The 24,472-nt window shown below is 65.8% G+C and carries 23 protein-coding genes; 13 read left to right on the forward strand and 10 right to left on the reverse strand.

What is annotated here, in order from left to right; all coding sequences use genetic code 11:
• Positions 1–157 precede the first annotated feature (157 nt).
• Together ACIBG0_RS00530 and ACIBG0_RS00535 are read left to right on the forward strand one after the other, a co-directional pair.
• On the forward strand, positions 158–553 hold the full coding sequence (locus ACIBG0_RS00530; RefSeq protein ID WP_397027916.1) for an ectoine synthase: 396 nt from the start codon (positions 158–160) through the stop codon (positions 551–553).
• Complete coding sequence (locus ACIBG0_RS00535) at positions 550–1,605, forward strand: threonine aldolase family protein (RefSeq protein ID WP_397027918.1); 1,056 nt, start codon at positions 550–552, stop codon at positions 1,603–1,605. The genes ACIBG0_RS00530 and ACIBG0_RS00535 overlap by 4 nt, the downstream gene beginning before the upstream one ends.
• 175 nt (positions 1,606–1,780) lie before the next feature.
• Here the strand turns inward: ACIBG0_RS00535 and ACIBG0_RS00540 are convergent, their stop codons facing one another.
• From ACIBG0_RS00540 to ACIBG0_RS00555, 4 genes are read right to left on the reverse strand one after another with little or no spacing between them, the layout of a single operon-like run.
• The gene (locus tag ACIBG0_RS00540) at positions 1,781–2,545 is read right to left on the reverse strand and encodes an enoyl-CoA hydratase/isomerase family protein (RefSeq protein ID WP_397027920.1); all 765 of its coding nucleotides are present in this window, start codon (positions 2,543–2,545) and stop codon (positions 1,781–1,783) included.
• A complete protein-coding gene (locus tag ACIBG0_RS00545) occupies positions 2,538–3,635 on the reverse strand; it encodes an acyl-CoA dehydrogenase family protein (protein WP_397027922.1) in 1,098 nt (365 codons plus the stop codon). The genes ACIBG0_RS00540 and ACIBG0_RS00545 overlap by 8 nt, the downstream gene beginning before the upstream one ends.
• Complete coding sequence (locus ACIBG0_RS00550; protein ID WP_397027924.1) at positions 3,622–4,524, reverse strand: acyl-CoA dehydrogenase family protein; 903 nt, start codon at positions 4,522–4,524, stop codon at positions 3,622–3,624. The genes ACIBG0_RS00545 and ACIBG0_RS00550 overlap by 14 nt, the downstream gene beginning before the upstream one ends.
• Positions 4,502–5,953, reverse strand: coding sequence for a class I adenylate-forming enzyme family protein (locus tag ACIBG0_RS00555; RefSeq protein WP_397027925.1), 1,452 nt, complete (start codon positions 5,951–5,953; stop codon positions 4,502–4,504). Before ACIBG0_RS00555 ends, ACIBG0_RS00550 begins: the two co-directional genes overlap by 23 nt.
• A 76-nt stretch (positions 5,954–6,029) precedes the next feature.
• On the opposite strand from ACIBG0_RS00555, the gene ACIBG0_RS00560 reads away from it, so the two are divergent.
• Positions 6,030–7,082, forward strand: a complete 1,053-nt coding sequence (locus tag ACIBG0_RS00560; RefSeq protein WP_397027927.1) for a 2Fe-2S iron-sulfur cluster-binding protein — start codon at positions 6,030–6,032, stop codon at positions 7,080–7,082.
• A gap of 103 nt (positions 7,083–7,185) precedes the next feature.
• On the opposite strand, the gene ACIBG0_RS00565 is transcribed toward ACIBG0_RS00560, so the two are convergent.
• Together ACIBG0_RS00565 and ACIBG0_RS00570 are read right to left on the reverse strand one after the other, a co-directional pair.
• Positions 7,186–7,959 carry an SDR family NAD(P)-dependent oxidoreductase gene (locus ACIBG0_RS00565; protein ID WP_397027929.1) on the reverse strand — a complete coding sequence of 258 codons (774 nt, stop codon included), beginning with the start codon at positions 7,957–7,959 and terminating at the stop codon, positions 7,186–7,188.
• A complete protein-coding gene (locus ACIBG0_RS00570) occupies positions 7,956–8,720 on the reverse strand; it encodes an SDR family NAD(P)-dependent oxidoreductase (RefSeq protein ID WP_397027931.1) in 765 nt (254 codons plus the stop codon). The genes ACIBG0_RS00565 and ACIBG0_RS00570 overlap by 4 nt, the downstream gene beginning before the upstream one ends.
• Before the next feature lie 53 nt (positions 8,721–8,773).
• On the opposite strand from ACIBG0_RS00570, the gene ACIBG0_RS00575 reads away from it, so the two are divergent.
• The 6 genes from ACIBG0_RS00575 to ACIBG0_RS00600 are packed head-to-tail and all read left to right on the forward strand — an operon-like array spanning position 8,774 to position 14,691.
• Positions 8,774–10,201, forward strand: coding sequence for a class I adenylate-forming enzyme family protein (locus tag ACIBG0_RS00575; protein ID WP_397027933.1), 1,428 nt, complete (start codon positions 8,774–8,776; stop codon positions 10,199–10,201).
• Complete coding sequence (locus tag ACIBG0_RS00580; RefSeq protein ID WP_397027935.1) at positions 10,194–11,339, forward strand: thiolase family protein; 1,146 nt, start codon at positions 10,194–10,196, stop codon at positions 11,337–11,339. The genes ACIBG0_RS00575 and ACIBG0_RS00580 overlap by 8 nt, the downstream gene beginning before the upstream one ends.
• A 3-nt stretch (positions 11,340–11,342) precedes the next feature.
• On the forward strand, positions 11,343–12,251 hold the full coding sequence (locus ACIBG0_RS00585; protein WP_397027937.1) for an ArgK/MeaB family GTPase: 909 nt from the start codon (positions 11,343–11,345) through the stop codon (positions 12,249–12,251).
• 11 nt (positions 12,252–12,262) lie between these two features.
• Positions 12,263–12,679 (forward strand): Zn-ribbon domain-containing OB-fold protein, encoded by a 417-nt coding sequence (locus tag ACIBG0_RS00590; RefSeq protein WP_397027939.1) that lies wholly within the window; start codon positions 12,263–12,265, stop codon positions 12,677–12,679.
• Positions 12,680–12,704: 25 nt separating this feature from the next.
• The gene (locus ACIBG0_RS00595) at positions 12,705–13,847 is read left to right on the forward strand and encodes a thiolase family protein (protein WP_397027941.1); all 1,143 of its coding nucleotides are present in this window, start codon (positions 12,705–12,707) and stop codon (positions 13,845–13,847) included.
• A 37-nt stretch (positions 13,848–13,884) separates the two neighbouring features.
• Positions 13,885–14,691, forward strand: coding sequence for an SDR family NAD(P)-dependent oxidoreductase (locus tag ACIBG0_RS00600; protein WP_397027943.1), 807 nt, complete (start codon positions 13,885–13,887; stop codon positions 14,689–14,691).
• Positions 14,692–15,062: 371 nt separating this feature from the next.
• Here the strand turns inward: ACIBG0_RS00600 and ACIBG0_RS00605 are convergent, their stop codons facing one another.
• Genes ACIBG0_RS00605 through ACIBG0_RS00615 form a run of 3 tightly spaced genes read right to left on the reverse strand, consistent with a single transcriptional unit; the run spans position 15,063 to position 17,658 of the window.
• Positions 15,063–16,121, reverse strand: a complete 1,059-nt coding sequence (locus ACIBG0_RS00605) for a dihydrodipicolinate reductase (RefSeq protein WP_397030126.1) — start codon at positions 16,119–16,121, stop codon at positions 15,063–15,065.
• A gap of 19 nt (positions 16,122–16,140) precedes the next feature.
• Positions 16,141–16,959 (reverse strand): acyl-CoA thioesterase, encoded by an 819-nt coding sequence (locus ACIBG0_RS00610; protein ID WP_397027945.1) that lies wholly within the window; start codon positions 16,957–16,959, stop codon positions 16,141–16,143.
• 45 nt (positions 16,960–17,004) lie between these two features.
• Positions 17,005–17,658 (reverse strand): TetR/AcrR family transcriptional regulator, encoded by a 654-nt coding sequence (locus tag ACIBG0_RS00615; protein ID WP_397027946.1) that lies wholly within the window; start codon positions 17,656–17,658, stop codon positions 17,005–17,007.
• A 176-nt stretch (positions 17,659–17,834) separates the two neighbouring features.
• On the opposite strand from ACIBG0_RS00615, the gene ACIBG0_RS00620 reads away from it, so the two are divergent.
• The 4 genes from ACIBG0_RS00620 to ACIBG0_RS00635 all read left to right on the forward strand — a co-directional run bounded on the left by ACIBG0_RS00620 (position 17,835) and on the right by ACIBG0_RS00635 (position 22,526).
• On the forward strand, positions 17,835–18,833 hold the full coding sequence (locus ACIBG0_RS00620) for an acyl-CoA dehydrogenase family protein (protein ID WP_397027947.1): 999 nt from the start codon (positions 17,835–17,837) through the stop codon (positions 18,831–18,833).
• Positions 18,817–19,992, forward strand: a complete 1,176-nt coding sequence (locus ACIBG0_RS00625; RefSeq protein ID WP_397027948.1) for an acyl-CoA dehydrogenase family protein — start codon at positions 18,817–18,819, stop codon at positions 19,990–19,992. Before ACIBG0_RS00620 ends, ACIBG0_RS00625 begins: the two co-directional genes overlap by 17 nt.
• 11 nt (positions 19,993–20,003) lie before the next feature.
• Positions 20,004–20,786 (forward strand): enoyl-CoA hydratase, encoded by a 783-nt coding sequence (locus ACIBG0_RS00630; RefSeq protein WP_397027950.1) that lies wholly within the window; start codon positions 20,004–20,006, stop codon positions 20,784–20,786.
• Between the two features lie 384 nt (positions 20,787–21,170).
• Complete coding sequence (locus ACIBG0_RS00635; protein WP_397027952.1) at positions 21,171–22,526, forward strand: cytochrome P450; 1,356 nt, start codon at positions 21,171–21,173, stop codon at positions 22,524–22,526.
• Between the two features lie 390 nt (positions 22,527–22,916).
• Here ACIBG0_RS00635 and ACIBG0_RS00640 read toward each other — a convergent pair whose 3' ends face one another.
• Complete coding sequence (locus ACIBG0_RS00640; RefSeq protein ID WP_397027953.1) at positions 22,917–23,567, reverse strand: hypothetical protein; 651 nt, start codon at positions 23,565–23,567, stop codon at positions 22,917–22,919.
• Between the last annotated feature and the right edge of the window lie 905 nt (positions 23,568–24,472).

Genomic DNA, 24,472 nt, shown 5'->3' on the forward strand with positions numbered 1-24,472 from the left:
GCCCGGCGGTTGAACCCGGCATCGCTGGCCGAAAGTCCGCCGTACGCATGGCGCGATCTTGTTGATAGGGGGCATTTCTGCCACTATCGGGGATGCCGAGCCAGCAGCCATGATCTTAATGTTCGCAAGAAACGCGCGAGACAAAGGAACGTACTCCATGATCGTCCGTTCACTGAAAGAGATCATCGGCACCGCACGAGAAGTGAAGGGCCCCAGATGGAACAGCCGTCGCTTGGTGCTCGCCCAGGAGAAGGTCGGGTTCTCCTTGAACGACACCGTGGTGGACGCGGGTGCTGAGATCAAGATGTGGTACGCCAACCACGTCGAGGCCGTCTACGTCATCGAGGGGCGGGGCGAACTGGTCGACGACGAGACCGGTGCAGAGCATCGTCTCGAGCCCGGGGTGATGTACCTCGTCGACGCACACCAGCATCACACTCTGCGCGCTCACACCCGGTTCCGCGCGGTCTGCGTGTTCAACCCGCCACTCACCGGCCGCGAGGTTCACGATGAGAACGGCGCCTTCCCACTGCTGACGGAAGAGGATCAGTGAGCGACACCTTTCCCGAGTTCGAGCCGCTGCGTGGTTTCGCCAGTGACAACAACGCCTCCGTGCACCCGGCCATCATGGCGGCGCTGGCCGCCGCCAACGAGGGCCACCAACCTGCCTACGGCGCGGACGTCCACACCGTACGGCTGCGCGAGCTGATCAAGGACCATTTCGGCGAGCGTGCCGATGTCTATCCGGTGTTCAACGGCAGTGGCGCCAATGTGGTTGGGCTGCAGGCGATGTGCGACCGGTGGAGCGCGGTGATCTGCCCGGAGTCCGCACACATCAACCTGGACGAGTGCGGCGCACCCGAGAAGGTGGCCGGGCTCAAACTGATCCCGGTATCCACCCCCGACGGCAAGCTGACGCCGGAGCTGCTCGACCGGTACGCGTGGGGCTTCGGCGAGGAGCACCACGCCCAGCCGAAAGTCGTCTCGATCACCCAGAGCACCGAGCTCGGCACCCTCTACACACCCGGCGAGATCGCCGCGATCGGCGCGCTGGCGCGCGAGCGCGACATGCTGGTGCACGTGGACGGCGCCCGGCTGGCCAACGCGGCCGCCGCGCTCGACCTGCCGCTGCGCGCATTCACCACCGACGCCGGGGTGGACGTGCTGTCGTTCGGCGGCACCAAGAATGGCTTGATGCTCGGCGAGGCGATCGTGGTGCTGAACCCGGACGCGGTGCGCGGCATGAGGTACCTGCGTAAGGCGTCGATGCAGCTGGCCTCCAAGATGCGGTACGTGTCGGCGCAACTCGTCGCTCTGCTGGAGGGCGACCTGTGGCTGCGCAACGCCCGGCACGCCAACGCGATGGCGGCCCGGCTGGCAACGGCCGTCGCCCGGGTGCCCGGCGTCGAGATCGTACGGCCGGTCCAGGCCAACGCCGTCTTCGCCATACTGGCCCCGGAAGTCACCGAGCGCCTGCAGAAACGGTTCCGCTTCCACACCTGGGACGAACGCACCGGCGAAGTCCGCTGGATGTGCTCATTCGACACCACCGCCCCCGACGTAGACGCCTTCGCCTCCGCCATAGCCCAAGAGGTCGCAGCCTGAAGGTTGCTGCTGCCGCGCACCGATTCGCGCGCCACGCATGCTTTCGCCCGGCAAATTCGTGCGCGGCACCTGAAAAGGTGCGCCGCGCGATTTCGTTGGCCGCCAAGCGTATTCGAGGCGGCGCAGGGCCGGGGGAGAGAAGTCCCGAGCAGCGAGTCGTCGGAGGCTCGCATATTCAGCGCTTGGCGGTCAATTTGGCGATATTGGCACGGAAGTCCGCGCTCTGGAACGTCAGATCCTCGGCCGCCAGGGCGTAGTCGAGCGTGGCCAGCACGGCCCGCTCTAGTTGCAGGTTGAGCACGCGCTTGGTGCTTTCCACCGCCTGCTGCGGAAGTTCCAGCATCCGTTGAGCACACGCCATCGCCTCCGCGACGGGATCTTCGACGACGTGGTTGACCAGGCCCATCTCACGGGCCCTCGCGGCGGGGATGCGCGCACCGGTGATCGCGTATTCCTTGGCCAGCAGCAGGCTCGTGTGCAGTGGCCAGGTGAGCGGGCCACCATCGGCGGCGACCAAACCGACCTGCACGTGCGGATCGGCCAGATACGCGGTTTCGGCGATGTAGACCATATCGCTCAACGCGACAAGGCTGCAGCCGAGGCCAACCGCCGGACCGTTGACCGCGGCGATCACCGGGATCCGGCAGCGGGCCATGCCGAGCACGATGTCGCGGCCGTCGGCGATGGTCTTCGTGCGCAGCGCACTGTCGCGGCTGAGTTCTTCGAGGTAGGTGAAATCGCCGCCCGCGGAGAAGGCCCGGCCCGCGCCGGTCAGCACGGCTACGCGCGCCTGCGGGTCCGCGCTGAGCCGCGGCCACAAGCGGGCCAACCCGTTGTGCAGTGGGTCGTTGACGGCATTGAGGGCATCGGGCCGGTTCAGCGTGATGATTCGGACCGGTCCCTCGGCGCGGACATCGATTTCGGCTGGCATCTCATACATTTCGAACTCCCAATCCCAGGATGCGCGCGGCGATGATGTTCTTCTGTATCTGCGAGGTACCGCCCATGACGCTCTGTGCGCGGCTGTAGAAGTAGGACCCGAGCAGTTCCGGATCGCGAGTACCGCCGACGGCCAGCGCCGCATGGCCTACTGCCTGGTCGACCCAGGTCATGAGCAGCTTGTCCAGCGACCCGTCGGGCCCGTGGGTGACGCCGTCGAGTTGTTCGGAGAGCCGGCGCCGCACGTGCAGGCGCAGCATCTCGGTCTGCACCGCCGCCCAGGCGAGTTCCTCGGGCGCCTTGCCCTCGACACGAGCGGCCAACTGGCGCACCAGCTTTCCGTATCGCGCCGCGAATCCCAAAGTGGACGGCTCGCGTTCATGTCCGACGACCGTCATCGCCAGCTGCCAGCCCGCACCGGGCGCACCGACCAGTTGATCCGCGGGCACGATAGCCCCGTCGAATTCCACCTGGCCGAATTCCCGGGTCACCCCGCTGATCATCCGCAGTGGCCGCTGCCGCACACCCGGTTGCTTCATCGAGATGATGAAGGCCGAAATACCTTTGTGCCGTGGCGCATTCGGATCGGTGCGCGCCAAGAGCAGGCACCAGTCGGCGACATCGGAATAGCTGGTCCAGATCTTGTGGCCGTTGACGACGTAGTGATCGCCCTCGCGCGTCGCGGTGGTCGTCAGCGCGGCCAGATCCGAACCGGCCCCCGGCTCGCTGAAGCCCTGGCACCAGCGCTCGGTGCCGTTGATCATGCCGGGCAGGAACCGTTGCCGCAGTTCTTTGCTCGCGTGCCGTCCGAGGCCAGCGACCAGATAACCGAGGCTGGGCCGCGGTGGCGCGCCCGCGATCGCCAACTCCTCGTCCAGGATGACGTCGTAGACCGGCGAGAGGTCGTGGCCGCCGAATTCTCGCGGCCACGACAGTCCGAAGAATCCGGCCGCGTAGAGCGCCTGATGCCATTCGCCCTGCCGCGCCCAATATTCATCACCCGAGGTCGGAAAGGTCCCGGCCACCTCGGCCAGCCAGGCGCGCAGGCGGGCCCGGAATTCGGCCTCCTGCGGTGCGTCACGAAAGTCCAAGGTCGATCTCCTCCAGGCTGACGGGGAACAATTCGGTCGAGGTCAGGGCCCGACGCAGGTAGACGTGCGCCAGGCACTCCCAGGTGTTGCCGATGCCGCCGTGCACTTGAATCGCGGTCTCGCACACCGTCCGCGCGGCCCGCGCGCAGTACAGCTTCGCGATCCGTGCCGCCCGCATCGACTCGGCATGCGGCAGTTCGTCGACCGACCAGGCCGCGTGGCGTGCGACGCTGATCGATCCTTCGATCAGGGCCTGGCTCTCGGCGAGCAGGTGTGCCACCGCTTGATACGAGCCGATTGTATTGCCGTACTGCGCCCGGACTTTCGCGTATTCGACGGCTAGGGACTGTGCGCCGCGGGCGATGCCCACCAGATCCGCGGTGGTTGCCACCAACGCCAATGCCTGCCACTGAGCCACCTGCTCGGCGGACAGTTCGCCGAGGAAGTCGAGTCGACCGGTGAGTTCCGCATCGACCCTGGTGAGATCGGCACCGGGCAGTTCAGCACCGACGCGGCCGACAAGCAGTCGGCCGTCGTCGATCACCAGCGCGCGCTCGGCGCTGTGCGCGTCGATCGCCCGGCCCGTCACCGCCATGGTCCAGCGGTGATCGTCGTCGGCCGGGCCGCGCAGATGGTCTGCCAGTACCGGCCCCAGGAACGGCACATCGACCAAACCGCGCCCGAACTCCTCGGCCACGATCGCCACCTCGACTCCGGAGGCGCCGTCCGAACGCAGCGCCCGCCAGCCGGTCTGGTCGACCGCCTTCTCCAGCCGGGTCACCCGCGCCGCGTCGTCGAGGTCGAGCACCGAGCCGGGGCCGAGGTCATCGGCCAATTTCGCGGCGGCGTCGCGCAACTGTCGTTGTTCACTCGTGAGACGAACGTCCATACTGCTCCTTGAGAATTCGGCGCAACACCTTGCCGGAGGCCAGGCGCGGGATTTCGGGGACGAAAACCACGCGGCGCGGTCGCTTGTATCCGGCCAGCCGGTCGCCGACCAGTGCGATGAGTTCGTCGGCGGTGACGGGCGCGGTGCGGGCGACTGCCGCCACGATCGCCTCCCCGTCGGCGGCGTCGGCGACGCCGAACACCGCGCAGTCGCCCACCGCGGGATGTCCGTGCAGCACGGCCTCGATTTCGGCGGGTGCCACCTGGAAGCCGCGGACCTTGATCATTTCCTTGGATCGGTCGGTCAGCTGGACCCAGCCTTCGGCGTCGATTCGGCCGATATCACCGGTCCGGTACCAGCCATCGTCGAAGGCGTCGCCGGTCGCCTCGGCCGGTAGATAACCGGCCATCAGCGACGGCGACCGCGCCTGGATTTCACCGATCTCACCTGGGCTCAGAGGTTCCCCGGTCGCCGTCGACACCACCCGCAGTTGCACGTCCGGCGCTGCTTTTCCAACGCTGTCGTAGCGCACATCCCCGATCGGACTGCACGCGATGACCGGCAGCTCGGTGGTTCCGTATGCGGGCAGCCAACCGACACCGGTTCGGGCGGTGACGGTTTCGGCGACTGCGGCGGTGACCGGCGTCGCGCCCCACATGATGTGGCGCAGCGAGGACAGGTCATAGGACTCGAGCTCGGGATGCGCGGCCATTGCCAAAGCGATGGGCGCGACGGCCATTTCGATGGTGATCCGGTCCTCGGCGATGCACTGCAGCATCCGTTCCAGATCGAAGCGCCGGTGCAGCCGCATCCAGGCGCCCGCTGCCAAGACGGTCACGATATTGAGCAGCCCCAGGATGTGCGAGGGCGGCGTGACGATCTGCAAGCGGTCGTAAGAGTTCAACTCCAGTACCTGGGTCCAGTGCCGCACCGCCGCGGCGAGCGAGGCGTGGGTGTGCCGCACCGCTTTCGGCAATCCGGTAGTGCCCGAACTGAATACGAGCACTGCGTCGGATTCCGGATCGGGTCGCCCGAACGTGCGTGTCAGCGGGGTGATCGGGTCATCGAGGTGACGGGTCGGCAGCAGCTCGGCCAATATCGGCGAATCGCCGAGTCCGTACACCGGTTCGGTCAGTGCCAGCGCATATTCGACCTCGGCACGTTTCCAGGCCGGACTGATCAGGACCGGTGTAGCGCCCAACCGCCACGTCGCCAGCAAGGCGACCACGAATTCCGGCCGGTTCGACGACATCAGCGCGACGCGATATCCGGCGCGCACACCCCGCCCCGCCAATTCCACGGCCAGACCAGCGGCCAGCCGGTCGAGCTGCCCGTGCGTGTATTCGCGGTACTCGAAGGCCAGTGCGACCGGTTCGGTGCGCACGGTCGCGGCGGGGGCGGCACCGCGGTGGCTGTCGTTCGACCCCATTTGAGAAGATCCTGTCTCGCTAGTGAGAATATAATTCTCCTTGTACTAGAATCTTAATACCAGGAGGAGGCAGTTCATGGCGAGACCCCCGTTGTTCCAGCGCGCGACCGTAACGCGGATCGTTAAAGAGAGCGCCGACGCGCGCACGTACGTGCTCGCCCCCCATGACGGGCCGATCGCTTATCAATCCGGGCAGTTCTGCACCTTCCGAGTACACGTGGACGGTAAGGACCTGTTCCGCTCCTACTCGATGTCGAGTGCGCCGGAAACCGACCGTGAACTGATGACCACGGTCAAGCGGGTGCCCGGCGGACAGGTCTCGAACTGGTTGCACGACAATGTGGTCGAGGGCGACGAATTGGAGCTGACCAGGGCGGCAGGCCGATTCTGCTTACGACCCACCGAAGTACCGCTGCTCGGTTTCAGCGGCGGCAGCGGCATCACGCCGATCCTGTCGCTGGCCAAAAGCGCGCTGGTGAGCACCTCTAGGAGGGTGCGGCTGCTATGCGCGGATCGCGATCGCGAGTCGGTGATCTTCGAGGCCGTGCTCGCGGAATTGGTCGACCGCTATCCGGGGCGGCTCGAGGTGATCCGTCACCTCGATGCCGACCTGGGTTTCCTGACTCCCGACGCGATCCGCGATTTCGTCGGAGGGGACGGCAGCGGCGACAGTTATGTCTGCGGACCCGAGGCCTTCATGGAGATGGTCGAGAGTGCGGTGCCCGGACCGGGGCTGGTGTTCAGTGAGCGATTCGGCGCACCGGCTCCGGTGCTGCCCGTAGCCGTCGAAACCCCAACGGCCACAACCCCCGTCGCGACTGTCGAAACGCCCACCGCCACCCCTGGCGCGACCACCGACAACACCGTGACGATCATCCTCAACGGCAAGAAGAAATCGGTTCCACGCAAGGACGGCGAAACACTACTCGACAGCGCCCGCCGCGCCGGTCTCACGCCCCCGTTCTCCTGCGAAGCCGGTAACTGCGCCACCTGCATGGCCAAGGTGACGAAAGGCCATGCCACCCTCCGCCGCAACGATGCCCTGACCGACGACGAACTCGCCGAGGGGTATGTCCTCACCTGTCAGGCCGTACCCGACACGGACTCCATCACCGTCGACTACGAATGAGCGCTGCGCACGCCGCTGCCGCCGACATTCGCCCGAAGGGGGCATGCCGATCGGTGACCGGAGAGCCCCGAAGTCCGTCCGTCTTCGGGGCTTCCCGCGCCGATCATCCCCTCGGGATCAGCACTTCCGAGCGCTGCACCGTGCCGGTGATCCCGGCCGCATCCTGGCCCGCCAACAGCACGGCGGCACGGGCGATCGTTTCCGGTGGCTCGACCATGTTCGGTGGAATTTCCTGGCCACCGCCGCCGGCTTGCCAGCCTTCGGTGAGTACGACCCGAGTCGGACTCAGGCAGTTGACCGCGATGTTGTCGTCCTTCAGTTCCGCGGCCAGGCCGAGGTAGAGGCGTTCGACGGCGGCCTTGGATACCCAGTACGCATTGGCGCCGCGGATCATATCGACGCCGGTGGTGGTGATCGCGATGAGTGAGCCACTGCCGCGGGCTTTCAGATGCGGTATGACGGCCTTGGTCGTGAGGAAGACGCCGGTCAGATTGACGTTCATGCACAGCTGCCAGCGCTTGAGTGGTGTGGTCTCGATCGGGCCCAGCCACATCACGCCCGCGTTGGCGACCAGGATATCGATGCCGCCGAATTCGGAAACCGTTGTGGCCACCGCATTTTCGACCGACTCCTCGCTGGTGACATCGCACACCACGGGCAGTGCCGTTCCGCCCGCGGCGGTGATCCGGTCGGCGACCGATCCGATGGTGCCCGGCAGCTTGCCCTCGGTTTCCGAGCGCGCGGCGACGGCCACCGCCGCACCGGCACCGGCCAGTCCGGCGGCTATCGCCGCGCCGATGCCGCGACTGGCGCCGGCGACGAACGCGACCTTGCCGCTGAGTGTTTCGCCTGAACCGGGATACGGTCGCCCGTTCATTTCGGTGGGAAGCGCAGCGCGCCGTCGAGTCGGATGATCTCACCGTTGAGGTAGTCGTTCTCGATGATCGACTGGGCCAACTGCGCGTATTCCACCGAGCGGCCCATCCGCTTGGGGAAGGGCACCTGGGGCCCCCAGTAGCCCTCCAACTGGTCGGCGGCCTTGCCATAGGCGGGCGTATTGACCGTGCCCGGCGCGATGGTGACCACCCGGATGCCGAGCGGGGACAGGTCACGGGCCGCCACCAGAGTCATGCCGATGACGCCCCCCTTGGCCGCCGAGTAAGGGAGCTGGCCGATCTGGCCCTCGTACCCCGCGATCGAGGCGGTGTTCACGATGACGCCGCGGGCACCCTCGTCCAGCGCCTCGGTTCTGGCGATGGCCGCCGCCGACAGGCGCAACACATTGAATACGGCGGTCAGATAGAACTCGATGGTGGTGCGGAAACCGTCGAGCGCCAGTGGTGAGCCGTCCTTGCCGACCAGGCGGCCACCGGTAGCCGGGCCACCGTGGGTGTCGACCGAAATGCGGAGCGGTCCAAGGGATTCCGCCTCGGCAATAGCGGCGAGCATCGACTCCTCACTGGTCGCGTCGGTGTGCACGTAGCGGATGCCGAGTTCTTTCTCGAGTTCCTTGCCCTTGTCGTCGGCGACATCGGCGACCACCACCTTCGCTCCGGCGGCGTGCAGGCGACGCACGGTGGCCTCGCCGAGTCCACCGGTGCCGCCGACGACGATGGCAGCGCTCCCACTGATCTGCATATCGCAATCCTCTCTTGCAACTAACACTCTCCTATTGAGAGAATAATGTTCTCATGAACATCAGCATGATCCTAGACATGGCCGCATCGGCGGGCGATCGGACCGTGATCACGGTCGGCGATCGCTCGCTGACCGCCGCCGCCCTGCTCGGCAATGCGCGGCGCGCGGCCGTCCGGTTCCAGCGGCACCCCGCGGTGCTGTATCTGGGGGCGAATCACCTGGCGTATCCGGTCGCGCTCTTCGGGGCGGCGCTGGCCGGGGTGCCATTCGTGCCGCTGAACTATCGACTCGGCGAGCAGCAGTTGGTCACGTTGCTGGATCGTCATCCGGGGGCGCTGGTGCTGCGGCCTGAGGACCTCGACGCCTTGGTCCAGGAGGGCGACGATGTGGCTGAACTCGAGGTGCCATGGGATGGCGATGCGGTCGCCGCGATCATCTACACCAGCGGCACCACCTCCGAACCCAAGGCGGCGCTGCTGCGGCATCGGCATCTGATGGCCTACCTGCTGAACACCGTCGAGTTCGGCGCCGCGGACGAGACGGATGCGGCGCTGGTATCGGTGCCGCCCTATCACATCGCGGGCCTGACAAATCTGCTGTCGAATCTCTACTCGGGCCGCCGCGTGGTCTATCTCGCCGCGTTCGACGCGGCCGGCTGGCTGGAAACCGTTCGGCGCGAACGAATCACCCACGCCATGCTGGTGCCGACCATGTTGGCGCGCATCGTCGCGGCCGTCGACGGCGCTGACGCGGGTGTGCCGACGCTGGCGAGCCTCGCCTACGGCGGCTCGCGCACACCGCGCCCGGTGCTCGAGCACGCGCTGCGGGTGTTCCCGGATACCGGCTTCGTCAATGCGTACGGACTCACCGAGACCGCATCCTCGATCGCGGTACTCGGACCCGACGATCACCGCGCGGCCTTCGGCTCCGACGATCCGGCCGCCCGCGATCGACTCGGCTCGGTGGGGCAGCCGCTACCCGGGATCGAGATCCAGATCCGCGCGGAATCGGGTGAGCCCGCCATGGCGGGGGAGATTGGGCTGGTATTCGTGCGCGGCGAGCAGATCTCCGGTGAATACGGCGGCCGCAGCGCGCTGGATGACGAAGGTTGGTTTCCAACAAGGGATCTGGGCCGCCTGGACGCCGATGGCTATCTGTTCATCGAGGGACGCGCCGACGACACCATCATCCGCGGCGGCGAGAACATCGCGCCCGCCGAGATCGAGGACGTGCTGCTGGAATATCCGGGCATCACCGAAGCCGCGGTGATCGGGGTGCCGGATCCGGAGTGGGGGCAGCGCCTGGTCGCGGTGCTCGTCGGAGTCGGCGAGCCGGAGGAGATCAAACAGTGGGTCCGCACGCGGCTGCGGTCGTCCAAGACGCCCGACACCATCGTGTTCCGCAGCGAACTGCCCAAGACCGAAACCGGAAAACTGCTGCGCCGCAATCTCGTCACCGAAATGGAGAACTCCAATGCCTGAAGCTGTCATCGTGTCTGCCCTGCGCGCTCCGATCGGAACCGCCCGCAAGGGCACGCTGCGCGATACCAATGCCTTCGACCTGGCCGAGCATGTGGTGGCCGCGGCCGCCGATGGGCTCGACCCGGCACGTATCGATGACGTCGTTCTCGGTGAGGGCCGCTACGGCGGCGGCGTGCTGGCTCGGCACGCGGCGATCACCGCTGGACTGACCAACGTCGCCGGTGTGGCGCACAACCGGCACTGCGCAGCGGGCATGGCCGCTGTGCAGACCGCGGCCGCCGGTATCCGGGCGGGGATGGACGAACTCGTCATCGCCGGTGGCGTGAATTCCGAATCCACCGCGCCGCGTGTGCGTTTCCGGGTCGGCGCGGACGAATGGATCGACCCGTGGGTCGCGCCGAGCCATCCGGACCGGCCCGACGCGCCCTGCTTGGACATGTCGATCACGGTCGGCTGGAACACCGCGGTGGCGTCCGGAATCTCGCGGGCGGAGATGGATGCGTGGGCGTTGCGCTCGCACCGCAATGCCATCGCTGCCATCGACGAGGGCCGGTTCAAGGAGGAGATCGTGCCGATCGACACTCCGCACGGACTGTTCGCGGTCGATGAGCACCCGCGCCGGGACACCAGTCTGGAAAAGCTGGCCGGATTGAAGGTGCTGCACCCGGAGATCGAGGGCTTCAGCATCACCGCGGGCAACGCGTCGGGCTCCAATGACGGCGCCGCGGCCTTGGCCATTGCCAGTGATCGGCTCGGCTTGCCCGCACTCGGCATTATCCGCGGGTGGGCCTCGGTCGGCGTCGATCCGCACGACACCGGGCTGGCGCCGATCGAGGCGATCACCAAGGCCGTTGCGCGGGCCGGTATTTCGCTGTCGCAGGTGAGTCTGTACGAGATCAACGAGGCGTTCGCCTCGGTGCCGATCGCGGCGACCAAGGCGCTCGATATCGATCCTGATCGAGTCAACTTCAGCGGCAGCGGCTGCTCGCTCGGCCATCCGGTCGCCGCCACCGGCGCCAGGATGATCGTCACGCTGGTGCACGAATTGCGTCGTCGTGGTGGCGGTTTCGGAATCGCGGCACTGTGCGCGGGTGGCGGGATGGGATCGGCCACCGTCATCGAGGTTCCGGCCCCCTAGCGCGTGGGCACTATCGCGGAGCTCATTGCCGCCGCGCGGGCCGGATCGGTGCGGGCGGCGGGCCGGTTGCTGAGTGCGGTCGAGGGACCGCAGCGCGCCGAGGTGCTCGCATTGCTCGACGCGGTCCCGGTTCGGGTCATCGGAGTCACCGGGCCGCCGGGCGCGGGGAAGTCGACCACGATCGCGGCGCTGGTCGCCGCCTACCGCGAGCAGGGCCTGCGGGTGGCGGTGCTCGCGGTCGATCCGTCCTCGCCGTACAGCGGCGGTGCGTTGCTCGGTGATCGAATTCGGATGGCGCAGCACATCAATGATCCCGATGTGCTGATCCGCTCGGTGGCCACACGCGGCCATCTCGGCGGTCTCGCGGCCGCGGTGCCCGCCGCCATCCGATTGCTCGGCGCGCTCGGCCATGAGCTGATCCTGCTCGAAACCGTCGGTGTCGGGCAGTCCGAAATCGAGATCGCCGCGATCGCCGACCCCACCCTGGTGATTCTGAATCCCGGTGCGGGAGACGCGATTCAGGCCGCGAAGGCGGGCCTGCTCGAGGTCGCCGACATCCTGGTCGTCAACAAGGCCGACCGGGACGGCGCCGACCAGACGGTACGGGACCTGCATCAGGAGTCGGCCGCCCCGATCCTCGCCCTGGTCGCAGCGAAGGGCGTCGGGATCACCGAGCTGGTGGCCGCGATCGACGCGCACCACCGCGCCGACACTCTCGACCGGCGGACCGCGCGGGCGCGGGCGCAGATCCTGTCGCTGGCACAGACCCGCTTGCGGACCGATCCGACGTTGGCGGCACTGGCGGACTCGGTCGCGGCCGGACGGCTGGACGCCTACACCGCGGCGGAGCGACTGGTTCGCATTTCGCCGGAAATAGCGTATACATCTTATGAGAATGACATTTCCATCTAATGGAGGACGGCATGGCAAAGGCCCTCGCGCCCGATGTCTCGACGTGGCCGGCGCAGCACCCGCAGTTGATCGGCAGCCGCTGCGCCGCATGCAGCGCGGTCACCTGGCCCCGACAACCGCGCTGCCCCAGGTGCAGCGGCCCGGATATGTCCGAACGGCTGCTGCCCCGACGCGGCACGCTCGTGGCCTGGACCACCCAGGGCTTCGTCCCCAAACTGCCGTACGCGGGCAAGGAGTCGGCCGAGAACTTCGAGCCGTTCGGGATCGGTCTGGTCCAACTGGGCGATGACGTGCGGGTGGAGGCCCGGCTAACCGTGGCCGATCCGGCCGAGCTGCGCTTCGGGATGGATGTCGAGCTGGCCTTCGTCCCCCTGTATGTCGACGACGACGGGAACGACGTCGTCACTGTCGCTTTCGCACCGGCCTGAAGCACGGCTACCGAGGAGAAATGACATGAACGACGTTGCCATTATCGGCGTCGGCCTGCACCCGTTCGGCCGCTTCGCCAAGTCGGCCATCGAAATGGGCGCCGACGCAATCCAATTGGCGCTCACCGACGCCGGTGTCGAATGGAAGGACATTCAGTTCGGCTTCGGCGGCAGTTATGAGGTCAGCAATCCCGACGCCGTAACCCGGCTGGTCGGGCTGACCGGAATCCCGTTCACGAACGTGTTCAATGCCTGTGCCACCGCCGCCAGTTCGATCGAACAGACCGCGGAGGCGATCAGGTCCGGACGATACGAGATCGGCATCGCGGTCGGCATGGACAAACATCCCCGCGGCGCATTCACCGATGATCCGGCGAAGCTCGGGCTGCCCGCGTGGTACGCGGAGAACGGACAGTTCGTCACCACCCAGTTCTTCGGGATCAAGGCGAACCGCTACATACACGAGCACGGCATCTCCCAGCGCACCCTGGCCAAGGTCGCCGCGAAGAACTTCCGCAATGGCGCGCTCAATCCGAATGCCTTCCGGCGCAAGCCGATTCCGGAAGACGAGATCCTGAACTCGACGATGCTCAACTATCCGTTGACGCAGTACATGTTCTGCTCGCCGGATGAGGGTGCCGCGGCCGTGATCATGTGCCGCGCGGATATCGCGCACCGCTACACCAGCAACCCGGTATACCTGCGCTCGACCGCGATCCGCACGCGACGCTACGGCGCGTACGAAGTGCACAGCACCTGGGCGGCGATCGATGAGGACGTCTCTCCCACGGTGTACGCATCCAGAGCCGCCTTCGAGGCGGCCGGAATCGGGCCCGAGGATGTCGACGTGATCCAACTCCAGGACACCGACGCGGGCGCGGAGGTGATCCATATGGCCGAGAACGGTTTCTGCGCCGACGGCGACCAGGAGAAGTTGCTCGCCGAGGGCGCGACCGAGATCGGCGGACGCCTGCCGGTGAACACCGATGGTGGCCTCATCGCCAATGGCGAGCCGATCGGCGCCTCCGGTATCCGGCAGGTCTACGAACTGGTGCTGCAATTGCGCGGCCGAGCGGGCGAGCGTCAAGTGCCGGGTAATCCCCGTGTCGGCTATGCGCAGGTCTATGGGGCACCCGGTACCGCGGCGGCATCGGTTCTCAGCCTCTGACAGCGTTTCGACCCACCCGGCAAGGAGGATTAGCCCGATGCTGATACGTGAGGGACAGGTCGCCGTGATCACCGGCGGTGCGAGCGGCATCGGCTACGGCCTGGCCGAGGCGCTCGCCGCGCGCGGCGTACGGCTGGTCATCTCCGATATCCGCGAGGACGGCCTGATCGCGGCGGCGGCAGCATTGCGCGACGTCGAGGTCACGGCCGTGGTGGCCGAGGTGAGCGATGAGACATCGGTGCGCGCGCTGGCCGAGCGCACCATGGATGCCTACGGCCGGGTGGATCTGGTCTGCAATAACGCCGGTGTGGTGTGTCCGGCCGCGCCGCTGTGGGAGCAGGACGCGGGCACCTGGCAGCGGATGATCGGGGTCAAGATTCTCGGTGTCGTCCACGGCGTCAAGGCATTCGCGCCGTTGCTCATCGACCAGGGCACCGGGCATTTCCTCAACACCGCCTCCTCCGGCGGCCTGGCACCGCTGCCCGGGCGCACGCCCTACACCGGCACAATGCACGCGGTAGTCGGTCTGACCGAAACGCTCGACCTCGAGCTCAAGGAGGCAGCCCCCGGGCTGGGCGCGACCGTGCTGTGCCCGGGACTGGTCGACACGCCGCTCGGGCAGAACTCCGCCGCGCTGGGCGCGATCGAACTACCGGCGGGCGCGACCCCGTCGATGCGCAGCCTCGCTGCCACCCGCGGCGGAATCCTGTCCCCGCGTGAGGTCGCCGAGTCCGCGCTCGCCGCGATCGAAGCGGGCCGTGTCCACGTGGCTCCCGGCGACGGCGTGGTCGCCCGAGCGCGGGCACGGGTGGACTCGCTGCTGGCCGACATCACCGTCGCCTGACCGCGAATAGTCACTGCCGCAACACGTGCGGGCCGCCACCGCTGCTCGTTGACCGCAGCCCAATGTGCAGGCATCACTGTTGTCCGGTTTGCCGAATCGGTCCCTGCGGCAACAGATATCACGGGCACCCGACAACGGCTCAACCGTGTGCGGCTGCGATATGCTCAGCCGAGCGCGACCGCGATGCGCACAATCACTGTTGCCTGTCCGCGAACTAGCCACTGCGGCAGTAAATCGCATGGGCCCGATAACCGCTCAGACGAGCGCGGCCGCGAGGTACTCAGCCGAGCAGGGCCACGATGTGGCATCGCCGGTCGCTTGGCGCGCGAACTAGCCACTGCGGCAGTAAATCGCATGTGCTCGACAAACGCTCAGCCGAGTGCGGCCGCGATGTGCGGTAAGTCGAGCGTCGACCGAATCCCGGGCTCGGCGTCGCACACCGAAGGGATAGCATTGACCGCACGGTTGGCGGTATAGGCGGGGGATACGGCGGCCATTTGTTCGAGGGGGATCGGGAAGCGCAGGTCGACTTCCAGTGGCGCGTCGCCGACCACCGATATGTGCCATCCGGTATCGCGCAGGTCCCAGTCGGGCTCGATATCGGTGGTGCAATACCAGTTGGCGCGAAAGCTCAGCATCGGTTCGCCTGCCACCAGGCCCGAAACCGTAGTGCGTTGGGCCGCGACGGTTCCCTGCTCGATCGTGCCCGCCGCGATCCGGGTGGTTGTGCGTGCCACCGCGACCGAGCCGTGTGCCTCGATCGAATCCAGCGGGCGGCCGAGTGCGTCGCCGACCAACCGAAGTGACGGTCCGAAACTCGCGGCCAGATGTTGCGCGCGGGCCGCGTCGGAATCCCCCGGTGGCCGTCCGAAACCCATGACGTCGAACAGCATGGCGGGCGAATCGCGTTGCGACAGATCCGCGTACTCATCGATCATCAGCCGGTCGAGTCGGCGCTGGATCGAGGACAGCACCAGCGGCACCGCCTCGGTGATGAAACCCGGACTACTGCCGGTGCTGTGGATCGAGGTGCCACCGAGTGCACAAGCCTGCTGAATGCTTTGGCGCAGAACAGGATCCATACTCGCTGGGTGGTGGGACAGGCCGCACGTCGTCACCACATTGGTGCCCGATGTCAACAGGCGGATCACCGCCTCCGCATCGAACACGAGCGGCATATAGAGCACGCAGTCCGCGTCGAGCTCGATGATCCGGTTGATGTCATCGGTGGCCAGCACACCGGTGGCCGGGAGATCGCAGAACTCACCCGCATCGCGCCCTACCTTGTCCGCGCTGTGCACGAACAGGCCGACCAACTCCATCCGCGGATGTTCGACCACACCGCGCAGAGCGCGCGCGCCGATGGTGCCGGTGGCCCACTGCACCACCCGGTGCTTGTGGTTTTCCTCGCCAGATCTGTCGATCACCATTCGATTCACGACCACTTCCTCACCCGACCTCGGAGGGGAAGCGCACCATGGCTTCCTGTGCGTACGAGGCGACCAATCGACCGTTCTCGGTCAGCACATCGCCGCGGCCGAAACAGCGGCTGCCCGCCATGAGCGGGCTGTGCTGACGCAGCAGCAGCCATTCGTCGGTACGGAACGGTCGATGGAACCAGATGCTGTGCGAGGTCACCGCCGAATGGAATGCGGTGCCGTTACCGCGCTGGCATACACCCTCGATCGGGCGCAGCGCCGTGCCGATGAGGTTCAGATCGGTCGCGTAGGCGGTGATCGCCGCGGCCAGTCGCGTATCGACATCCGGTGTGCGCATCCAGAACTCGAATTCGGCTGGGGCGGAGGCGGTGTCGTCGAGATCGACCGCGGACCGGGTTTCCCAGGGCAGCAAATTCCACGTCACCTTGTGCTCGGCACTCAGCAGCGCGGGCACGGCGGGCACGCTCTGATGCTCCGGCCCCGCCGCCTCCGTGTGCAGCGATACCGATGCGGTGGCCACGACCCCGTAGCTCTGCTCGGCGACGATGGTCACGGTGGCGAAGGAGCGGCCCTCGTGATGACGGCGCACCCGATAGCGGATCGGCTCATCGGTCCTGCCCTCGCGCGGGAACAGTGCGTGCAGTGACTTGACCGATTTGTCCGGGCACGTCAGGTCAGCCGCGCGGATGAACTGGCCGAGTAATTGCCCACCGAAGACGCGATAGTACTCGAGCTGCTGATTGCGTCCCTCGAAGACGGATTCGTCGTCGAGGGACGGCTGAGCGGTCAGGTCGAGACAGCCGAGAAGATCATTCCAAAGGTCGGGCATACCCCCGAGTGTAAGTGAAACTCTCTCTTACTGAGAACGATATTCTCACTCCTTGGTGAAGCCGTGTGCGCAGAAGTTCCAGACCTCGGTCGCGGTGATCGGATGCACGGTCTCCTCATCGGTGCCACCGGTGGACTGTGCGATGAACATGACCGTCTGCATGACCATCGCCCCGGTCCGTCGCGGATTCGCGTCCGAACGCAGCTGATCGGCGTCTTTGGCCTGCTCCATCAGCTCGGTGAACAGCGCGAGCAGCGGTGCGTGCGCGACCTTCACCTGCGCCGGATGGGTGACGAGCAGCTGTGGTGCGAAGTCGGTGAACAGCGGGCGCTGCGCGGCCGGATCGGGCCGGGACAACTCGAATAGCAGCTCGACGGTGACTCGCAGTCGCTCCAGCGGATCGGCCTTGGCGTCGGCGGCGGCGCGCAGTTGGTCGGCGGTGCGCACGAGCGCGTCTTCGAAAAGGGCGAGGAGTAGTTCGTGCTTGCCGTCGAACTGCAGATAGAAGCTCCGCAGCGATTGACGTGAACGATCGACGACCTCCTGCACGGTGAAGTCGGTGCTGCCCTTCTCGGTGATGATGGCCTGCGCCGCGTCGAGGAAACGCTGAACGCGCTGTTCGGCGCGCAGTTTCGCGGTTCGTAACGAGCGCTCGACGGCGCGCTGCTTCCAGGCTGGCTCTTCGCTCGGGCTGGTCACCGGCGCTCCGGTCCTCGGTCATGTAGAGAGAACATGGATGCACTGTACCGGAGAACGTGGTGTCTCCGTGTTGGCTGGACGCAGTGTCAGTGAACAAAGATGAGACTATTACTTTCCGTATCCGAGAATGTTATTCTCGGATACGAGTGTGTCGGAGTGGCAAGGAGGCAGGCCGGATGCTTTTGGAGTTCGACTCCGATCAACTGCTGTGGCAGCAAACCGTCCGTGAGGTGGTCGCCAAGCAGTGCCCGCCGACGCTGATCCGCGAGGTGGCCGATAAGGGCGCGGATTCGGAGGGTCTGTGGCGCACCTATGTCGAACTGGGATGGACGGAGCTGACCAACCCGGCCGACGCGGTGGAACTGGCAATCGTGCTCGAGGAGTTGGGTCGGGCCACCGACCCGACCCCCTATCTCGCTACCATGACCCAATTCGCCCCGCTCGCACCGGATTTCGTGCGTTCAGGGGAACCGGGTGCCGCGGTGTACGACGGGGTGTCGGCTGTGCGTGACCGGGATGGCTGGCTGCTGAGCGGCACCGCGCGTCATGTGCTCGACGGCGATCGCGCGCGGCAGTTGGCAGTGGTGACCGAGGCTGGTGTCTTCGTGGTGCCCGCCGCCGAGGTGACCGTGCGGCGGGCGACCGTGTTCGATCCGGTACTGCATCTGGCGGAGGTGAGCTTTGCCGATGTGCGGGTGACCGACGATCGCTACCTGCGCGTCGATCCGAGTCCCGCACGCCACCTGGCCATGACGGGACTGGCGCTGACCATGGTCGGCGCATGTCGACGGGTATTGGACATGGTGCTCGAGCATGTGCGCACCCGACAGCAGTTCGGCGTGCCGATCGGCTCGTTCCAGGCGGTCAAACACAAGGCCGCCGATATGCATATCGCGATCGAAAGAGCCCGCGCCCTTGCGTATTTCGCGGCCATGACGATCCGGGAGAACGATCCGCGGCGACGGCTGGCGGCGTCGATGGCCAAGGCCGCGGCAGGTGAATGCCAGTCGCAGGTATTCGGCCGGGGCATGCAGTTATTCGGCGCCATGAGCTTTACCTGGGAAAACGACCTGCAGTTCGCGCTCAAGCGGGCCAAAGTCGGTGAGCTGCTGCTCGGCGGCGCGGCCGAGCACCGGGCGCTGATCGCCGAGGAGTACCGTGCGTCTGACTTTTGATACCGAGGTCGAGGAGTTCCGGGCCGAATTCATCGCCTTCCTCACCGAATTCATGCCCGATGAGGCGGTGGCCGCCCAGGATCGCCCGATATCCAGTGCGGAGGTTCCGCCCTGGGCACGGGAATGGCAGCGGCTGCAGTTCGACCACGGCTGGTTGCTGCCCGGCAACGCACCGGAATTCGGCGGCCGCAATGCCGGAATCCTGCAGCAGTACGTGCATTTGGAGGAGCTGTCCAAGCGGCGCATGTATCACAGCTTCAATCCGCAGGGGCTCGGCATCATCGCCGCCTCGCTGTTGTCGTTCGGCAGCGCGGAGCAGAAGAAGCACTGGGCGGTAAGGATTTTGCGTGCCGAGATCACCGCGGCGCTCGGCATGAGCGAACCGGGTGCGGGCTCGGATCTGGCCGGGCTGCGCACCCGGGCCGTGCGCGACGGCGACTATTTCGTGGTCAACGGGCAGAAGGTATGGACCTCGGGCGCGCACGACGCCGACGTACTGCTCACCTTCGTGCGCACCGATCCGGATGCGCCCAAGCACAAGGGAATCAGCGTGCTGCTGATCCCCACCGACACTCCGGGCGTAACCCGGCGACCGTTCGCCTCCATCTGTGGGCCGCACGATCTGGACTTCAACGAGGTGTTCTTCTCCGACGTCCGGGTACCCGCAGAGAATCTGGTCGGCCCGCTGCACGGCGGCTGGGGCGTGGCCAATGGTTCGCTCGGACATGAGCGCACGCTGCTGTGGCTCAGTTTCGCCGACCGGCTGCAGGAGCTGATCGAGGACTTCCATCCGCGCACCGTCATCGATCGCGACCGTTACGCGACGCTGGTCATGGATGCCCAGGCGCTGCGGTTGCTCGGTTCGGCGGCGCTGGCGCGCGAGGCGCGAGGTCAACAGGATGTGGCCGCGCTGTCGGTGCTGAAACTGCTCGGTTCGGAGGCGGTGCAGAACGGTGCGGAACAGGCGCTGTCCGCGCAGGGGGCCGACGGCCTGATCCATCCGGCGATGACCGCGCCGTTCAACCCGCTGAACAATGACAATTTCATCAGTAGTTGGTTCGAGCGGTACGTCCGCAGCTTCGCCGGAACCATTGCCGGCGGCACTTCCGAAATTCAGCGCAATATCGTCGCCGAGCGGGTGCTCGGACTGCCCAGGTAGCGGAGTTCGCCATGCACATCCTGTACGCCGTCGCCGATAAGATCGCGACCATCACCCTGAATCGTCCCGAGGTCGCGAACGCCCAAAACGGTGAACTGCTGGACGAACTCGATGCGGCCTGGGCGCGGGCGGCGGCCGATGACGATGTGTCGGTGATCGTTTTGCGGGCCGAAGGCAAGCATTTCTCCTCCGGTCATGATCTGCGCTCGGGCGGGCCGCTTCCGGACAAGATCACCCTGGACATGATCTACAACGTCGAATCGCGCCGCTATCTGGAATATTCGCTGCGCTGGCGAAATGTGCCGAAACCCTCCATCGCCGCGGTGCAGGGCCGCTGTATCTCCGGTGGGCTGCTGCTGTGTTGGCCGTGCGATCTGATCGTCGCCGCCGAGGACGCTCTCTTCTCCGATCCGGTCGTGCTGATGGGTATCGGCGGCGTCGAATATCATGGGCACACTTGGGAATTGGGGCCGCGCAAGGCCAAGGAGATCCTGTTCACCGGGCGCCCGGTCACCGCGCGCGAGGCCGAACAGGTCGGCATGGTGAACAAGGTGGTGCCGCGCGCCGAGTTGGATGCGCAGACCACCGCGCTGGCCACCCAGATCGCCAAAATGCCGCCGTTCGGACTGCGTCAGGCCAAGCGCGCGGTGAATCAAACGCTGGACGTCCAGGGCTTCTACGCCGCCATCCAGTCCGTCTTCGATGTGCACCAGACCGGTCACGGCAATGCCCTCAGCCATGCCGGGCTGCCGATTCTGGCGTATCTGGACGAGATGAAGCAAAAGCTGCAGTAGTCGACCGCGGTGCGTGCAGGCGACGCTGGAGCTGATTCTGGTTGTGGCGGAACGGCTTTTCGCCGATTACGGCTGGTAGCGGAGTCGAATCGGGAGACAACCGAGGCGGCGAGAACGATCTCTCGGTTGCCGATCTGGTGGCGTTGCTACCAGGCGCTTGCTATCAGATCGAGCAAGAGCGGAGCAATGGCCGGGCTTGCCGCGACGGTATGTGCCGCAGTCAGGCTGTGCGGGCTGCCATCGGAATCGGTTACGACAGCGCCACCTTCGCGTGCGATGAGAACGCCAGCGGCTTTGCCAGCCGGGACCTGTTGCGGGAGTTGGCCTCCAGTCAAAACCACTGAAATCAGCCGGATTCCGAGGAGATCGGTTCTACTAATTGTCATGTCTTCCACTTCCACAGTCAGCGGCCTGCCCCCGATGGTCGCCGGCCGCATCCGCAATACCAAACGTTTTGTCGTCGACCCGATCTCGTTCCTCTCCGACTCCATGACCCACCACGGCGATGTCTTTCGGTTCCAACTGATCAACGGGAGCATGGTCGGGATCACCCATCCCCACCACATCAAATACGTCTTGCAGGAACGCATGGCGAACTTCACCCGCGAGACCCAGATGTACGACATCATCGAGCCGTTCGTGGGGCGAGGGCTGGCGACCATCGCCGACCACAACCGGTGGAGACGCAACCGGCGCCTCGTCCAACCGGCCTTCCACCACAAGAAGATCAGTGCGCTGAGCGAGATCATGGTGGCCGAGATCGACTCCATGTGTGACGAATGGGCCGAACACGCCCGCGCCGGACGGACGGTCGACATCGGTGAGCAGATGAGCCACCTCACGCTGCGGATCGTGGTGCGGGCGCTGTTCGGATTGGATCCCAACGGCCCGGAGGTCACCGGCTTCGCCCGCGCGACGCAGAAGGTGAACGCCGAGTTGGGGAAGTTCGTGCGAATGCCCTTGGTTCCCTTGAAGTTTCCGACACCCAGCCACCGCCGTTTCTGGCGCGGGATCGTCGAAATGGATGCCATCGTCTACAAGGTGATCGACGACTTGCGCGAATCCGGTAGCGGTGGGCTGCTGTCTATGCTCATCAACTCCACGGACGCCGATACCAACGAGAAACTCACCGACCTGGAACTGCGTGACGAGGTCGTCACTATGCTCTTCGCCGGTCACGAGACCAGCTCCTCGGCATTGACGTCGGCCATACTGCTGTTGCAACTGCATCCGGAGGTGCGCCAGCGGCTGCGCGATGACGTTGACAGCGCCTTGACCGGCAAGCATGCCACCCTGGCCGACCTGCCCACGCTGCCCTACAGCAAGCAGGTACTCGAGGAGGTGTTGCGGCTCAAACCGCCGGCATGGATGGGGCAGCGGCGCGCCGCCGAGGACGATGAGATCGGGGGCTACCACATCCCGGCAGGCACTCCGCTGATGTACAGCTTCTACCACGCGCACCGAAACCCCGAGTGTTGGGACCGGCCCGACGCCTTCGACCCGGACCGCTTCGCCGCCGACGCGGTCGCCGGCCGTGACCGGAACTTGTGGCTGCCCTTCGGTGCGGGCGGACACCTCTGCATCGGCAACGCATTCGCGATGATGGAGATGCAGCTGGCGCTCTCGACCATAGTCAGCCGGTTCGAGCTGACCATCGACAACCCGGACCTCACACCGATCTCCGCGCTGACCCTCAACACCAAGTTCCCGGTCATCGCGACGGTGACCGAACGGCAATAGCCTTGTGAAGAGTTGGTTGGAAGCAGCCGAATCAGCGGTTCATCCAGGAGTACGCCGGCGGAACCATCGAAGACTTCCTGGTCATCGTCGCGCCGCATCTCAACGTATCGCTGGAAGATCCGGATGGGACGGGATGGTTCAGGAGACGCTGACCGCCGAGATTACGTGGGACGGCGCGGACAAGTCTGCCGAGCTGGAAGGGACTTCCCCGCGCCTGATCACCTGGGGACTCGACACCTGGAACGAGGTGATAATGCGGACCTGCTCGTGTCAGATTGGAGTGCTGGTCTGGGGAGGCAGGTTAGCGCATCGAATCACCTTCGTGCGTAACTGCCGACCCTCTCAGGCCTGTTGGCCTTCCTCACTTCAGGCTAGCGGTTTCGTCACCGGCTAGTGCAGTTCTCCGATGGGGTGGTCGGGCACTGTAACCCCCGCGCTGTTGAAACAGAACCAATACCAGTCGCCGCTGAGGTGATGGGATTTGCCTGTCGCGGGCCGGTGGCCAGAAAGATTGGCAAAGCCACTTCCCATCGAGCAATGGGCCGCCATAGGGCCAGTCCTGAAGTAGATGCCGCCGCTGAGGCGTTCCACACCGCGAATGCGATAAAGGCCGAGGCGGTCACCTTCGAACGTCCGTGGATCGACACCAGCACTCATCTGCTGTGCCGCATCGTCGAAGGCGTGCGCCGAGAGGTGCCAGCGCACAGCCATTGGCAGGTCTGCGCTCCATAAAATGGGCGTGAGCGCGATTATCACTGCGGGAGCAGCCAGGGGTCTGAGCTCAGGTACCCGAAGCCGCCGGGATCGGACTGCCAGGATCGGGTAGACGATGACCATGCACCACACCACAACCACCACGAATGTCCCCCCGAGGATCAGCAACGGCGACAACGACATCAGCTCGGTGCTGGCCGGATCGCTAGCCGAGACGAGTATCCCAAGGCAGGCTACGACGGTGCAGACGAGCAGAAGATGTCTGCTAAGCAGTGACCGGTATCGTCGGTTCCCCGGTCGGCTTTTCTCGGTTTGGGCCGTGCTCATGCCGGGAGCCTAGACTCCAGCCTGGGATCGTGGGTGTGGGCGTCTCGCCGCCGGTGAAAGGCTGGCACCGCGCCGTCAATGCCGAGCGAACCTTCCCTCGGCATTGACACACACACCTGTCGAATTTGTCTGTATACAACCAAATTCGCCGTGGCGGTCGCGCGCAGCCTCGCGGATGATCGGTGGCAGGCCGATTTGGAGGACCCTGACGGGTTCTGGGCTCGGAGTTGCCGGACAAGAACTGCCCGCTATTCATCGCAGTCGTTGTCGCGGGCGGGGTGATACTTCGCCGACTGGCCCGACCACGGATAGGCGGCGAACTCGGCAGGATCGACCTTCAACTGCTGGCCATATACGACACCACCGAGGCCGGGAACTCTTCCGGACCGCGAGTAAACCGAGCCTCCAGTTCGAAGAATTTCAGACAAAGCCCGAAACCCAGCCGTGTAGCCTCGGTCTTGTTCCCGCCCGCTGCCAGTCGTTCCCGACCAGCGTCCACGACCCGATCAAATCCTCGGTCGACCACTCCTGACGCACGCCCGGTCACGCTAGACCAAACCCGCTGCCGCCGAAGCTACTTCGCACTTCCTGATAGGTTCAGGATTCCGGGGCCGGATCCGCACGTCGGGCAATCACCGACCCGCGGCTCGTTGATCCACTTCCCATACCGTTCGCTGTCAGCCACGAGAGGTTCGTCCCTCGCCTGTTCGGAACCGAGACAAGATTCTCCGATCCACACACCCTCACCGGCAGCGGATTCCTGCACCACACCTGTCGCGATCTGCTACCGTCTCCGCCGAAGCCGCTGAGCTGCACAGACTTTCCAGATTCCGGGCTTCACTCCCGCCGGACCCCGGAGAACCCGGATACATCGCTGCGGAGATAGCCGATTGCGGTTGGAGCGA

It is taken from the genome of Nocardia sp. NPDC050630 (assembly GCF_044457245.1).
Classification (GTDB): domain Bacteria; phylum Actinomycetota; class Actinomycetes; order Mycobacteriales; family Mycobacteriaceae; genus Nocardia.

Coding starts and splice junctions, on each gene's coding strand:
- ACIBG0_RS00590 (WP_397027939.1), top strand. CDS start 12,263: ATGGCAAAGGCCCTCGCGCCCGATGTCTCGACGTGGCCGGCGCAGCAC.
- ACIBG0_RS00550 (WP_397027924.1), bottom strand. CDS start 4,524: ATGGACGTTCGTCTCACGAGTGAACAACGACAGTTGCGCGACGCCGCC.
- ACIBG0_RS00575 (WP_397027933.1), top strand. CDS start 8,774: ATGAACATCAGCATGATCCTAGACATGGCCGCATCGGCGGGCGATCGG.
- ACIBG0_RS00540 (WP_397027920.1), bottom strand. CDS start 2,545: ATGTATGAGATGCCAGCCGAAATCGATGTCCGCGCCGAGGGACCGGTC.
- ACIBG0_RS00595 (WP_397027941.1), top strand. CDS start 12,705: ATGAACGACGTTGCCATTATCGGCGTCGGCCTGCACCCGTTCGGCCGC.
- ACIBG0_RS00605 (WP_397030126.1), bottom strand. CDS start 16,121: ATGGTGATCGACAGATCTGGCGAGGAAAACCACAAGCACCGGGTGGTG.
- ACIBG0_RS00640 (WP_397027953.1), bottom strand. CDS start 23,567: ATGAGCACGGCCCAAACCGAGAAAAGCCGACCGGGGAACCGACGATAC.
- ACIBG0_RS00630 (WP_397027950.1), top strand. CDS start 20,004: ATGCACATCCTGTACGCCGTCGCCGATAAGATCGCGACCATCACCCTG.
- ACIBG0_RS00555 (WP_397027925.1), bottom strand. CDS start 5,953: ATGGGGTCGAACGACAGCCACCGCGGTGCCGCCCCCGCCGCGACCGTG.
- ACIBG0_RS00570 (WP_397027931.1), bottom strand. CDS start 8,720: ATGCAGATCAGTGGGAGCGCTGCCATCGTCGTCGGCGGCACCGGTGGA.
- ACIBG0_RS00620 (WP_397027947.1), top strand. CDS start 17,835: ATGCTTTTGGAGTTCGACTCCGATCAACTGCTGTGGCAGCAAACCGTC.
- ACIBG0_RS00635 (WP_397027952.1), top strand. CDS start 21,171: ATGTCTTCCACTTCCACAGTCAGCGGCCTGCCCCCGATGGTCGCCGGC.
- ACIBG0_RS00610 (WP_397027945.1), bottom strand. CDS start 16,959: ATGCCCGACCTTTGGAATGATCTTCTCGGCTGTCTCGACCTGACCGCT.
- ACIBG0_RS00560 (WP_397027927.1), top strand. CDS start 6,030: ATGGCGAGACCCCCGTTGTTCCAGCGCGCGACCGTAACGCGGATCGTT.
- ACIBG0_RS00530 (WP_397027916.1), top strand. CDS start 158: ATGATCGTCCGTTCACTGAAAGAGATCATCGGCACCGCACGAGAAGTG.
- ACIBG0_RS00600 (WP_397027943.1), top strand. CDS start 13,885: ATGCTGATACGTGAGGGACAGGTCGCCGTGATCACCGGCGGTGCGAGC.
- ACIBG0_RS00580 (WP_397027935.1), top strand. CDS start 10,194: ATGCCTGAAGCTGTCATCGTGTCTGCCCTGCGCGCTCCGATCGGAACC.
- ACIBG0_RS00565 (WP_397027929.1), bottom strand. CDS start 7,959: ATGAACGGGCGACCGTATCCCGGTTCAGGCGAAACACTCAGCGGCAAG.